We start from the raw sequence: 13,303 nt of genomic DNA on the forward strand, positions 1-13,303 counted from the left end.
GGCCGCCATGCCATGATCGTTCTGACGAAGGACGGCAAGCCCTTGCCCGACGCGGAGGGCAGCATGCGCACCTATTTCCCCGGAGACAAGTATCTGTGCCGCAGCGTGATGTATCTGGACACGATCGAAATTCACGTGGTCCCGGGGGTCAAGGAACGTCCCGAACACGCTGACGCGAAGGAACAATAATCGCCCGAGGAAGGCTGGATGACGTGCATCGAGCTGGCAAAGCACCTTCGCGACTCGGGAAAGGCTCAGGCCGTCCCAGCCTTCGGGTGCTGCTCGTTCCCCAATAGGTCGTCCCGCGTGGCACCCGGTCACGCGGAGTTGTCCTGCACGGTCTAAAGCGCAAAGCGGAAACAGGTTATGATTCTGCGTCTTTCGGCATATGGGCGTGCATCGCTAATCCCGTCCCCGGTCAACCGGATGATGGCGCAGTTCGCCACGGATTTCCGCGATGGGATGGATATAAATCTGGGGGTAGGTTACGTCAACGAGCGGACCATCCCGGACCGGCGTCTGGTCGAGGCGCTCGCGGAAGTGGCCGCGCACCCGGAACGCCATCGGCGCGCGTTCAATTATGGGGGGCCGCAAGGTTCCCCGAACCTGATCGGGGCTCTGCGGCGTTTCTACCTCAAACACGGCATCGGCGGTGTTAGCGAGGCTCTGCTGGCGCACAAGGAAATACTGATTGGCCCGAGCGGCGCGACAAGCATTCTGGAAGCGCTTGCGGACGTGCTCGAACCGGGCATCGTCATCACCGCAGACCCGATGTATTACATCTACTGCAATTACCTGGAGCGCAAAGGGTTCCGCGTGGTTACCGTGCCAGAAGACCACGAAGGCATTGACCCTGACCGTCTGGAAGAACGCCTGGCGGGGCTTGGCTCGGCCGCGCAGGACCTCGCTTTCTTCTATGTAGTCACGATAAACAACCCGAGTTGCACGATCCTGTCGAATGCGCGCCGCCGCCGGCTGGTTGAAATCGCCGCGGCATGGTCGCGCAAGCTGGGCCGGACCGTGCCGCTCTTCTTCGACCAGGCCTATGAGTGGCTCCTGCATGACGTCGGGGCGGAGCGGCCGGTGTCAGGGCTGTGTTTCGACCAGGCCGATGCCGTGTACGAGATAGGGACTCTCTCTAAGGTGCTGGCACCTGCCTTGCGTGTTGGATTCATGATCGGGGCGCGTGGTCCACTGATGGACGCCGTCGTACAGAAGACGAGCGACGTAGGGTTCAGCGCGCCCTTGGCCAACCAGGAAATCGCCGCCTACCTGATCGACCATCACATTCGCGAGCAACTCGAGTACGTCAACGCGGGCTATCGCGTGAAGGCGCGGGCGGTGCGCGAGGGGGTCGACGCGGCGCTCGGGCCGCTGCTGAGCGACTGCACCGGCGGCCACGCGGGTTTCTACTTTTATCTCACCTTCCGCGACGTGGAGACCGGCACGGCGTCGCCGTTTTTCCGGTATCTGACCCGCACGACGGGCGACCCGGCAATCGACGGCACAGCCGCAATGCGCAAGCCGCGCGTAATTTACATCCCCGGTGAATACTGTGTGCATCCGGAGGGCCCGTCCAGCGCACAGGGCCGGCGGCAATTGCGCCTCTCGTACGGGTTCGAGGAAACGCCCGTGATCCTCCAGGCGCTCGAGTATCTTCGGGAGGCCGCCGATTACGCGGCGGCGCAAAGTGAGGGCGTTCGCCATGCCCGGTTCGGCGCCTGACGGCCGCGGCGGCGCGGCGCCGCTCGTTTCGGTAATCGTTCCGTGCTTCAATCAGGGGCGCTATCTGACCGAAGCGGTGGAAAGCCTCATCGCGCAGACGTGGCCCCATTGGGAGTGCATCATCGTCGATGACGGCTCGACGGACGACACGGCGGCGGTCGCGGCGCGTCTCGCCGCGCGCGACGGGCGGGTGCGCTGGGTGTCGCAGGCAAACCGCGGCCTCGCGGGCGCGCGCAACCGCGGCCTCGACCAGGCCCGGGGCGCGTATCTCCAATTCCTCGATGCGGACGACCTGCTGTTGCCGGAGAAGTTCGCAGCGCAGATTGCGGCGGCAGGGAACGCGGGGGGGCCCGGCGTGGTCTATTGCAGGACCCTGTTCCGGCTGGAGAACGGCGGCGCGGAAGACTCCGCCATCGCGCCTTTCATGAGACTGGATGAGGCGCGGCCGCGCCACAGCCTTGCGGCGCGATGGGAAGACGGCCTCTCCATCCCGTGCCAGGCCTTCCTGTTCGATGCGCGCCTGTTTCGCGAGCCGCCGCAGCGCTTCGAGGAATCCTTGCCAAATCATGAGGATTGGGAATGCTGGATGCGCGTGTTCGCACGGGGTCCGGCGCTGTATTTCGTGGACCGCGAACTGGCCGTGTACCGCCGTCACCCGGTGGCCATGTCGCGCGATGCCGTGCGCATGACCGCCGGCTGGCTGGCCGCGCTGCGCCTGCAATACGCGCGCAGTGAAAATGACGCCGGGTTGCGCGGCGTGCTTGCGAAGCGCATCCGGGAGGCGGAACGGGAATTGCGCCGCTTGCAGGGCACGGCCGCGACGGGTTCCGCCGCGCACGGCGCCGCGGCGCGGATGCTGCGCCCGCTGCTCGGTGCGGAACGGGTCGAACGGTTGCGCCGCTTCCTGCGTCGCGAACCGGCGCTCAGCGCGCCCGCGCCGCCGCGCGTGATCAGCGCCCGCCTGGGTCATCGCGTGGCGAATCTGCTCCGGCGCTTTTTCAGCGAACGTACCGTGCGCCGGCTGCGCCGCTTCCTGCGCCGCAACCCGGGACTCTGAACGATTCCCGCGCGTGCTTGCCTCAGCGGCGGGCCCGATTCTCGATTGCGATCCGCGCGTTACGCGCTATCCCGGGTTGTTTCGCGCGCCGCACGGGCGTGCCCGCAAAACACGCGTCGAACGCGGCTTCGTCCATTTCACTCAACATCTTCAGGTCCGGATTGGCCACGCCGGGCCGGGAAGTGAAGGCGGGTTCGTCCGTCGCTCTCACGGAACGGTTCCAGGGGCATGCCTCCTGGCAGATGTCACAGCCGAAGACCCAATCTCCGAAGGCCGGGCGCAGCACTTCGGGAATTTCGCCGCGGTTCTCGATGGTGTGGTACGAAATGCACAGCCGCGAATCGACCACGCCTGGCGCGACGATAGCCTGCGTCGGGCAGGCGTCCAGGCATGCCCGGCATGAGCCGCAGTGGCCGCGCGCGGCCGCATCCGGCGCGAGTTCCACCGTCGTCAGGATTACGGCCAGGAAGAACCACGAGCCCAGGTCGCGGCGCAGCACTAGGCTGTTCTTGCCGACCCAGCCGACGCCCGCGCGCGCGGCCCACGCGCGTTCGAGCACGGGCCCGCTGTCAATGCAACAATAGCAGCGCGCCTCCGGAATCATCGCCTCGATGCGCGCCGCCAGACGCCGAAGCGGGCGCCGCAGCACCTTGTGATAATCGCGGCCGCATGCGTACATCGCCACCTTGCCGGTCCCCGGCGGCTGCGCCTGCCGCCGCTGATAGTGGTTGCGCGCCACGACCACGACGGATTGCACGCCCGGCAGCACCAGTTCCGGATGCTGACGCGCGGGCCGGCTCCGCGCCAGCCAGGCGATGCCCGCGTGATACCCCCGCGTCAGCCATTCCCCAAGCCTGTCTTCCGGGTCAGCCGGGCCCGCCGCCGCAATACCGCACGCGTCAAAGCCCAGTTCGCGCGCGGCGCGCTTGATTTCGTGCGCGCGCAGGAGGGGCGTCGCGTCCCGCAGGCCGACGCCGTGCTCGCGATTATGGGGCACGGTACGTTCCACCAAGGCATTATAGTGCCCCGGCTGGCGCCGGGAAAGACCTGCCACCCGGAGACTTCACCAGAGCGTTGCCGGAGCGCCCACGAACGCCGCGCCGGACGCGCTTCTGTTGTGCCGCTCGTCCGCCTTTCCGTAGAATCGCGCCTGCATTCCGGACAACAACGCAATACCGGGGTATTCCACCATGAAACAGCGTACCGGCAAGAAACGCACCGCTCATATCGTCTCGCACACGCATTGGGACCGGGAGTGGCGATTCCCCATCTGGGAAACACGACTGATGCTGCTGGATTTCATGGACGAACTGGTGGAGGTGCTCGAATCGGGCAAGTACCCGGGCTTCCTCATGGACGGCCAAGTGTCGCCGGTGCTGGACTACCTCGAAGTGCGGCCCGAAATGGCCGGACGCGTCAAGTCGCTTGTCCAAGCGGACAAGCTCCAGGTCGGGCCGTGGCTCTACCTGCCCGATGAATATCCGGTCGACGGCGAGTGCATGGTGCGCAACCTGCTCTGGGGGCACCGGCGCGCGGCGGAGCTGGGCAAAGTCTTCAACGTGGGTTATACCTCCTTTGGCTGGGGCCAGACGGCGCAACTGCCACAGATTTACGCGGGTTTCGGCATGGACGTCGCGATGATCGGCAAGCGCGTGGGCAAGCACCGCGCGCCGCGATGCGAGTTTCTCTGGCGCGGCCCGGACGGCTCGGAACTGCTGGCGACACGCTTCGGCGAACTGGGCCGTCAGAACTTCTACTTCAAGGTGCATCTCTCCGCGTTGTTCGGCGTAGACCACGAGGGGCCGGAATGGGTCTACCACTGGGCGGACGGCGGCGTCGCGTTCCACCGCGCCGACCCCGAGCAGATGGAGCAAGACCACGCGCGCGTCGACGCGCCCGCGCGCTGGTTTCCGGAAACGATCACGCCGGAGATGATCGAAGCCGTGTGGGACACCATGAGGGAAAGCGTGCTCGCGGACGACCGGCTCATGATGAACGGCTGCGACTACACCGCCAGTCAGCCCCTATTCCCGGAAATGGTTGAGCGCCTTAACGAGGTGGACCCGGACCCCAACCGGCAGTGGGTACACACGACCATGACCGAATACGTGCGCCTGATGCGGCGCCGAATCGTTCGCGAGGCATTGACCGTTGTTGAAGGCGAACTGCGCGACGGCCCAGCGATGGCCGTGACGGGCAACGCGCTCACGACACGGCTCTATATCAAGCGGCTCAACAAGCATGCTCAGAACATGCTGCTGCGTTTCGCCGAACCGCTGAGCGCCGCGGCGGCCATGGCGGGCGCGCCGTATCAGGACGCGCTGCTCCGCAAGGCTTGGGAGTTCCTGCTGGCCGCGCATCCGCATGACTCCATCAACGGCGTAACGCAGGACAAGACGGCGCAGGATGTGGCGGACCGTTTGAACCAGGTTGTGGACTTGTCGCAGTCGCTGGGCAACCGCGCCATGCAGGAACTCGTGCGGCGCATCGACACGTCCGCGTTTGCGGACGGCGACGTGCTGCTGGTCGCGTTCAATCCCCTTCCATACGCGCGGCGCGAGGTGGTCGAGGCCTACGTCAACATGCCCGCCGACCCGGTGAGCACGAATTGGCCGTTCATGCCGGAAGCGTTGCAGTTGTTCGACGCGGACGGCGCGCCGCTGGGCACGCAGTGGATGGGCTTTTCGCGCGAACGGTATTGCGTCGGCGAAGTGCACACGCGCGCATTCCCCTTCGAGTGCCTCCGGCACCGCTTGTTCTTCGACACGGGCGAAGTGCCCCCGGGCGGGTACAAGGTCTTTCGCGCGGGCACGCGCAGGGACATGCAGGGCGACGCCGCGCCTTGGTCGGATTCGCTCGCGCGCACGCACACGCTCTTGCAGACGCCGAATGTTCTCGAAAACGCGCACCTGCGCGTCGAAATGCAGCCGAACGGGACCTTCGACCTGCACGCGAAGCGGCTCAACGCGGTTTTTCGCGGGCTCAACTACTACGAGGACCGCGGCGAGCACGGGGACTACTGGATCAACCATCGCCCCATGTTCGACGCGGCGCACACGTCGCTCGGCTGCGCCGCGCGCATCTGGAGCGAGGAAGCGGGCCCCATGCAGGCCACCCTGGCAAGCGAAATCACGATGACCCCGCCCCGCAAGGGCAACAAGGAGCTGCAACGGCGCGGCGACGACGAAGCGGACCTCACCATCCGCACGGCGGTCACGTTGCGCGCGGACGAAGAGTGCGTCGAGGTCAACGTCTCCTTCGAAAACCGGCACGAGGACCACTTCCTGCGCGTCATGTTTCCGACGGGCCTCTCCGGGGCCATGTTCGCGGACGCGGGCGGCCATTTTATCGTGGACCGCAGGCCTATCCGGCCGCAGGGCCCGACCCCGGACAGCGCGTGGCCCGACATGGGCACGCTGCCGCACAACCATTTTGTGGATTTGAGCGACGGCGCCCTGGGCATGGCGTTTCTCAACGATTCCCTGATGGAATACGAAGTGCTGGACAATGCGGAGCGCACCGTCGCCTTGTCGCTGCTCCGCGCGGTCCGGAACTGGCTATGCACCGAGACGCGCGTCGGCTCCGGGTTCCCGTCGCAAAAGGGCGGGCAGTGCCTGGGCCGCCACGACATCCGTTACGCGATCTATCCGCACGCAGGCGACTGGCGGGAAGCGAATGTGCCTCTGGCAGCGGAGCGGTTCAATGCGCCGCTGCGTCTCGTGCAGACCCGCGCCAACAAAGGCGCGCTGCCCGCGAAACAGGCATCCTTGTTCGCCGTAGACAATCCGGCGTTGCGGTTTTCGGCGCTCAAGAAGGCGGAAGATCGAAACACCTTTTTGCTCCGGCTCTACAACCCCACGGCGGAACCCCTGAAAGGCTCGGTCACGTTCGCGGCGCCTGTGAAACAGGCTTGGGCAGTCAGCCTCAATGAGCGGCGAGAGCAGCCGCTTGCCGTGAAACGCAATCACGAGATACCGGTCGAAGTGAGCCCGTATAAAATCATCTCCGTGGAGATACAAACGCGCTAAATGCGGCGCGGCCCCTGGATTGTCGAGCACAAGTTCGGATGTTAAAATGACGTGTAGACGCAGCGTCCTCACCGCATAGGCGTTCTGACACGCGTGCGATGCCGGAGATGGTCGTGGACACGAAAACGAACCCAGTCCTGCGCCTTGCCGGAGACGAGGCGGCGGCGCCCGTGGCGCAGGCGCGGCAGTTGGGGCCGTTCGAGCGGCTATGGCAACGCCTGATACGCTCGTATGTATATCACGTCATCGTGCATATCACGGACCGCTGCAATCTGCGGTGCAAAACCTGTTTCGTTGAATTCGGGCGTAACGACCTCACGGTCGAACAGGCAGCACTGCTCGCACGGAAACTGGGACACATCCCCTCGTTGGACATCGGCGGCGGCGAACCGTTTCTCCATCCGAGAATAATCGAAATCTGCAAGCAATTCCGCTTCGGAACGGTCACCATCCCGACAAACGGTCAATTTGCGGACCGGGTCGTGAACAAGGCGCGCGAACTGGTCGCAGCTTTCCCACGCGCTGTAACGCTTGCGGTATCCATCGACGGTTTCGAGGAAACCAACGACGCCGTTCGCGGCCCGGGCAGCTTCAAGAAGGCCCTGGAAACATATCGCCGCCTGCGCGAGATACCAGACCTCACCGTGAAGGTCAATACGGTGGTCACGAACCGGAACATCGACGAACTGGCCGCGTTTGTGCGCTATGTACGCGGGCTCGCGCCGGATTATCACTCGCTGCTACTGCTGCGAGGCGACCCGCTGGCCCCGGAGGAGGTGCATCTGCCTGACGCGACTGCGTTGCGCCTCTGCACGCCGGAACTCTTCCGCACTCTGCGCACCTACACGTACGGCAATCGCTGGAACGTATTCGCGCGCTACCTGAAGGCCAACTACCAGGAGTATATGTGGCGCGTTTCGCTGCGGCTGATTGAGGAAAAACGCGCCGTGTTCCAGTGCAAGGCGCCCCATTACAGCAAAGTCATCTACGCGGATGGCACGGCATCGATGTGCGAATTGAAGCCGAGACTCGCAAACCTAATCGGCGAGGATGCAGATGTTGCCGAAGCGCGATTCCGCGCGAATCTCGATGCCTTCGAGGCGGAGCATGGCTACTGCTATTGCACCCACAACTGCAACATGGCCGAAAACATCATGACTCATCCGCTCTCGGTCGTGAAAATCATCCTTGGAATCCTCCACTGATGGCGGCGCCCACCGTATCCGTCGTTATTCCGGTGCACAACCGCACCGGCGACCTGACCACACTGCTCGCCCAGTTGAATGCGCAACACACCCTTGATTTCGAAGTAGTCGTCGTGGACGACGGGTCGTCCCCGCCCGTATGCGAGTCGATCCGGCCCGAGTTCTACCGGTTCAAGCTCGTACTGCTGCGCCGCGAAACGTGCGGTGGGATCGGCGCGGCCCGCAACAGGGGCGTGCGCGCCGCCTCAAGCGACCTGATCCTGTTCGTCGATAGCGATTCGCAAGTACTCGACCCTGAGTATATCGAAAAGCACACCGCTAATTGCCGGCAGGGCGTGCCCGCGCTTGGCATTGCGCCCGGCAATCCGTTTGTGCTGCACGGCAGGGTAATCGGAATCCACTCTACATATGCTGGTTACTCTTTCGGTTATTCAAACTGGTTTGTGTCTTGCATGCCGCGCGCACGCACCATCGAAGATCACCACGTACCCGCAAACAACACCTGCGTGTCCCGTGATGTCTTCGACCGCGTGGGCCTCTTTGACGAGGGATTGGAAGTCGCGGAGGACATCGATTTTGCTTTCCGCTGCCGCAAGCTTGGCGTGCCGCTCGTATATGTGCCCGATTTGCCCTTGCACCACGCGGACCGGGACTCGTTCCGCGACTTGTGGCGCAGCTTCGTGAAGATGGGCGAATTCGCGTGGCGCGTGCACGAATCGCATCCCGGTTCGCCCTACCGGTACTGCTATCCTTTCAACCGGGTCACAGGCTGGCTCTATTTCTTGCCGTTGTCGGTCCTGCTTACCGTATACATCGTCGGACGGTGGCTCGCGTCCGGTGACCTGCGAGTGCTTTTCTACGTTCCCGGCATCCATTTCGCGAACGTGGCCTATTGCGTCGGCGTCTGCAAGGCGTTGCGTGCGGCCGGTTCGCGCCATGCCCCCTCTTCCGGGTAACATGCGCGGCAAGCGCCGATGCGGGGCGCGTCTGACCGGAAGGGATAACGCAGTATGACACGATGCATAATCTGCCTGATGTTGGGCATCCTTGCCGTCTTGACCGTGGAGGGGCCCTGCATGGCCGCAATGTCCGAGTGGAATGTGGTCGATTTTGGCGCAAAGGGTGATGCGTCCGCGGATTGCACCCCGGCGTTTCAACTGGCGCTTGACGCGGCGCACGCGGCCAACGGCGGCGTCGTGTTCGCGCCCACGGGCCGCTACCGTTTCGAAGGCGTGCTGAACGTGCCCGAAGACGTGACGCTGCGCGGCGTGTACGCTTACGCCCCCGCGCATGCGGGGCTGCGCGACGAGGACCGCCCCAAACCCGTATACGGAAGCGTGCTCGAACCGCACGGGGGCGCCGGCAGCGAGGACGGCGCGCCGTTCATTACCTTGCAGGCAAACGCTGTGCTCCAGGGGTTTACGGTCCACTACCCCGGCCAGGACCCGAAAGGCGCGGCGCCCGTGCCCTACCCCTACACCATCGCGATGCGCGGCAACAACCCGGCGATTATGGACGTTCAGTTGCTGAACCCATACAACGCCATCGACGCTTCGCAGAACCAGCGAGCCCTCATCCGGAATATCCACGGCCAGCCCATTCATATCGGCATCTTCGTGGACAGGGTCTACGATATCGGGCGCATCGAGAACGTCCACTGGAACCCGTGGTGGAGCATCGGCACGCCCATATACGAATGGCAGACCGAGAATGGCGTGGGGTTTATCTTCGGGCGCACCGATTGGCATTACGTGCTCAACACGTTCTGCTTCGGCTACGCCATCGGCTACCGCTTCATCGAAACGGAAGACGGCGCCTGCAACGGTAATTTCCTCGGCATCGGCGCGGACGACTGCTACACCGCCGCTGTCCAGGTGGAGCAAAGCGCCCCTTACGGCCTCCTCATTACCAACGGCGAGTTCGTCTCGTTTCATGGGGATGACCCGACGATGGTCCGCGTATTGGAACAACACGCCGGCACGGTCCGTTTCGTCAACTGCGCGTTCTGGGGCCCCTGCAACCGGGTCGCTGTAGTCGACGGCAAGGGCACCGTCGGGTTCAGCGACTGCACCTTCGTGCAATGGGGGCCGCGCGCGAAGGACTTGCCCGCCATCGACGCGCTGGGCGGCACACTGCTGGTCCGCGGCTGCGAATTCAAGCAGGACAAGCTTCAGGTCCGCCTCGCCACGGGTGTCGAGCGGGCGCTGATATCGGAGAATGTGCTCGCGGGCGAGAAGCGTATCGAGGACCATGCGGACGGCAGGACAATAATCAAAGACAACCTGGAAGCGCCGCGCGAGCGGAAATCATCCAGCCGCAGAGGCGCACGCCGCGAATAGACACGGCTTGTCACATGTTCCCTGACACGGTTGTTAAGTATGCTTGACAAGCCCCGCAGGTTGCGATAAGCTAAGAGAGGCAGGGCCCGCCTTCCGAATGGAATGCCCTATTGGCGTCACGGGTGGCCCGTGCCAAGACTCGGCGTCGCACCGTCAGGGAGACTGCATGGCAAGTTCACGACATGTGACACTCGTACGGCCCCCCGTAGTGGTCAACGCGATGACCATGAATCAGGGACCAGGCTCCCCGCCATTGTCTCTGGCATGCCTGTCAGCGGTCCTGAAGCGGTCCGGCTACCGGGTAACGGCAATAGACGCGTTCGGGGAATCGACTACTCGCCTCACACAGATTGAGCAATGGCCCTTTTACGGCTGCGGCCTCACCACGGAGGAAATCATTGCGCGCATTCCGGCCGATACGTGCCTGATCGGCGTTTCCTGCATGTTTTCCAACGAATGGCTGTGTCATAAGCGCGTTATTAACGCTATTGCCGAGCGCTTCCCCGGCATTCCGATTATTGTCGGCGGAGAACACGCCACGGCAGCGCCCGATTACGTGCTGCGCTCCTGTCCCGGCGTACTGGCGTGCGTCTTGGGAGAAGGCGAGGACACGCTGCTCGACCTGCTGGATGCGATCGAGAGTGGACGGTCCCTCGACACCGTGGCCGGGTTGTTGTACCGGCCCGCTTCCGGGGCAGACTTCGTTCGGACCGGTCCCCGGGCGCGCATCAGGAAACTGGACGAGTTGCCATGGCCGGATTGGGATGAGATTCCCCTCGACAAGTACCTCGCCTCCGGGGTGGGCATGGGCGTAGTCCATGGCAGGAACATGCCCATGCTGGCGTCGCGCGGGTGTCCCTACAAATGCACCTTCTGCTCGAATCCGCAGATGTGGGGCAAGTTGTGGAACGTGCGGTCCGTTGAAGACGTAGTCGCCGAGATGAAGCACTACAAGCAGAAGTACGACGTCGACAGCTTCTCTTTCTATGACTTGACGGCGATTGTCCGCCGCGACTGGGTGGTAGAGTTCGTCCGCTTGCTCAATGAAGAGCGGATGAATATCCGGTGGTACATGCCTATTGGCACCCGTTCGGAGGCGTTGACTCCGGAAATCGTGGCCCAATTGCGTGCTTCCGGCTGCATCACGCTCGTTTTCGCGCCGGAAAGCGGTTCCGAAATTACCCTCCAGCGTATTCAGAAAAAAGTGGACCTCGAAAAGATGGTAACGTCGTTGCGCGCGTGCCGGCGGGAGGGCGTCTTCTCGAAGGTCCACGTCATCGTTGGGTTCCCCGGCGAAACCTGGACCGAGATTCTCAAGAGCATGCGCTTTATTGTCCGGCTTGCCTGGGTAGGCGTCAACGATGTGGCCGTATATGCGTTCGTGCCCTATCCCGGCAGCGTGTTCTATGAAGAACTGAAGACCACAAAAGGCTTCCCGGCTGAGGGCGACCCCTTCGACCTCTTCCTCGCATACAGTTGTAATAACAATTATGCGGGTGTCTGCTCGTGGGATGAGAACCTCACCGACCTGCAGCTGCGCCTGTTGTGCATGGGCGCTTCCCTGATGTTCTATATGATCGAATTTCTGCTGCGGCCTTGGCGCCTCGGCGCCACCTGCTACCGCCTTGTAACCGGGCGCCCAATCACCCTGCTCGAAAGGATGATTGCCACCCTGGCACGCAGGAATGTCCATATCCTGCTGTCCAAGCTTCGCCTGACCGGACTGCACACGCGCTGGAAGACTCCTCGAGAGCGCTTGAACACACGCTAACGCTGCTCCCTCTCGCCTGTACATCGCGGAGGCTGCCCTGTTTTCGTCGCTAAGTACTTGCCCCGAATCTACTTAGCCGCCGATTTCGGCGTGAAGTGTTACATGTTCAGAATAGGTGTATTGGTATGTTGACAATTAGTGTGTCATCAGTCACACTGGAGAAAGAAGGTTACCGCCGCGAAGTACACGGCGACTGCCGTGGGAACCATAAGTGAACGGTTCGGAGACCGTTCAGGGCACGTCGGTACGAGGTAAAGGGGGGGAAGGCTTGCAGGGATGGCCATACAGCATGTGGCTTTGGTACGGCCGCCCAATGTAGTTCACGGGCTGACCTTTGCGGCTTCGAATGGCGCGCCGCCGCTCGCTTTGGCGTATCTGGCCGCCGTGCTAAAGCGCCGGGGCCGGCCGGTGCGTGTCATCGACGCATTCGGCGAGGCAATGGATTGCTTTACCCCGATTGGTGACACTCCGTTTTCGGCAAACGGTCTTTCGACAGAAGAGATCCTGGCGCGCATCCCGAGGTGCCCCGCATTGGTCGGCGTGTCCTGCATGTTCTCAAACGAATGGCTTTGCCACCGCCGAGTCCTCAACTCGATCGCGCGCCAATTTCCAGGCGTGCCCCTGATAGTAGGCGGAGAACATGCCACCGCGGCCGCCGAGTACGTAATGAGCTCCTGTCCCGGTGTCACGGCCTGCGTGCTGGGCGAGGGCGAAGAAACGCTCCTCGAACTATTGGACGCCATCGAACAGGGCCGCCCCTTGGCAGCAGTGCCGGGGCTTTGCCTGCGCGGGCCGGACGGTACGTTCGTGCGCACCGGAGCGCGAACCCGCGTCAAGAACCTGGACACGCTGCCGTGGCCCGCCTGGGAAGAAATTCCCATCGAACGGTATCTGGCATCAGGTGTCGGTTACGGCGTTGTGCGCGGGCGGAACATACCGCTCCTGGCCTCGCGCGGATGCCCCTACAAATGTGCCTTCTGCTCAAACCGGCAGATGTGGGGCAAGCTATGGAACATCCGTTCGCCCGCGGACGTGGTGGCGGAAATGAAACACTACGTCAAACAGTACCGGGCCGAAAGCTTCTCTTTCTATGATCTCACCACCGTCATCCGTCGCGATTGGATTCTCGAGTTTACCAATCTGCTTATTGCGGAGAGATTAGACAAGCCGTGGCAAAT

10 protein-coding genes are annotated in these 13,303 nt (G+C 63.2%); 9 read left to right on the forward strand and 1 reads right to left on the reverse strand.

What is annotated here, in order from left to right; genetic code table 11:
- From KA184_12010 to KA184_12020, 3 genes are all read left to right on the forward strand, one after another.
- A partial coding sequence (locus KA184_12010) for a hypothetical protein (protein ID MBP8130293.1) occupies positions 1-189 on the forward strand: 189 nt, incomplete at its 5' end.
- A 177-nt stretch (positions 190-366) separates the two neighbouring features.
- Positions 367-1,725, forward strand: coding sequence for an aminotransferase class I/II-fold pyridoxal phosphate-dependent enzyme (locus KA184_12015; protein MBP8130294.1), 1,359 nt, complete (start codon positions 367-369; stop codon positions 1,723-1,725).
- A complete protein-coding gene (locus tag KA184_12020; GenBank protein MBP8130295.1) occupies positions 1,706-2,782 on the forward strand; it encodes a glycosyltransferase in 1,077 nt (358 codons plus the stop codon). The genes KA184_12015 and KA184_12020 overlap by 20 nt, the downstream gene beginning before the upstream one ends.
- Positions 2,783-2,804: 22 nt before the next feature.
- On the opposite strand, the gene queG is transcribed toward KA184_12020, so the two are convergent.
- Complete coding sequence (gene queG / locus KA184_12025) at positions 2,805-3,713, reverse strand: tRNA epoxyqueuosine(34) reductase QueG (GenBank protein MBP8130296.1); 909 nt, start codon at positions 3,711-3,713, stop codon at positions 2,805-2,807.
- A 259-nt stretch (positions 3,714-3,972) separates the two neighbouring features.
- On the opposite strand from queG, the gene KA184_12030 reads away from it, so the two are divergent.
- From KA184_12030 to KA184_12055, 6 genes are all read left to right on the forward strand, one after another.
- The gene (locus KA184_12030) at positions 3,973-6,810 is read left to right on the forward strand and encodes an alpha-mannosidase (protein ID MBP8130297.1); all 2,838 of its coding nucleotides are present in this window, start codon (positions 3,973-3,975) and stop codon (positions 6,808-6,810) included.
- A gap of 113 nt (positions 6,811-6,923) precedes the next feature.
- Positions 6,924-8,015, forward strand: coding sequence for a radical SAM protein (locus KA184_12035; GenBank protein MBP8130298.1), 1,092 nt, complete (start codon positions 6,924-6,926; stop codon positions 8,013-8,015).
- On the forward strand, positions 8,015-8,971 hold the full coding sequence (locus KA184_12040) for a glycosyltransferase (GenBank protein MBP8130299.1): 957 nt from the start codon (positions 8,015-8,017) through the stop codon (positions 8,969-8,971). Before KA184_12035 ends, KA184_12040 begins: the two co-directional genes overlap by 1 nt.
- Before the next feature lie 54 nt (positions 8,972-9,025).
- Positions 9,026-10,354, forward strand: a complete 1,329-nt coding sequence (locus tag KA184_12045; protein MBP8130300.1) for a hypothetical protein — start codon at positions 9,026-9,028, stop codon at positions 10,352-10,354.
- A gap of 166 nt (positions 10,355-10,520) precedes the next feature.
- Entirely contained in the window at positions 10,521-12,125 is a 1,605-nt protein-coding gene (locus KA184_12050) for a B12-binding domain-containing radical SAM protein (protein ID MBP8130301.1), read from the forward strand.
- Between the two features lie 291 nt (positions 12,126-12,416).
- Positions 12,417-13,303 (forward strand): cobalamin-dependent protein (locus tag KA184_12055; protein ID MBP8130302.1); only part of this gene is annotated, 887 nt, incomplete at its 3' end.

It is taken from the genome of Candidatus Hydrogenedentota bacterium (assembly GCA_018005585.1).
GTDB lineage: Bacteria > Hydrogenedentota > Hydrogenedentia > Hydrogenedentales > JAGMZX01 > JAGMZX01.

Bases quoted from the DNA above. Each gene is read 5' to 3' on its own strand.
- KA184_12030 (MBP8130297.1), top strand. From the start codon at position 3,973: ATGAAACAGCGTACCGGCAAGAAACGCACCGCTCATATCGTCTCGCAC.
- KA184_12040 (MBP8130299.1), top strand. From the start codon at position 8,015: ATGGCGGCGCCCACCGTATCCGTCGTTATTCCGGTGCACAACCGCACC.
- KA184_12020 (MBP8130295.1), top strand. From the start codon at position 1,706: ATGCCCGGTTCGGCGCCTGACGGCCGCGGCGGCGCGGCGCCGCTCGTT.
- KA184_12015 (MBP8130294.1), top strand. From the start codon at position 367: ATGATTCTGCGTCTTTCGGCATATGGGCGTGCATCGCTAATCCCGTCC.
- KA184_12045 (MBP8130300.1), top strand. From the start codon at position 9,026: ATGACACGATGCATAATCTGCCTGATGTTGGGCATCCTTGCCGTCTTG.
- KA184_12050 (MBP8130301.1), top strand. From the start codon at position 10,521: ATGGCAAGTTCACGACATGTGACACTCGTACGGCCCCCCGTAGTGGTC.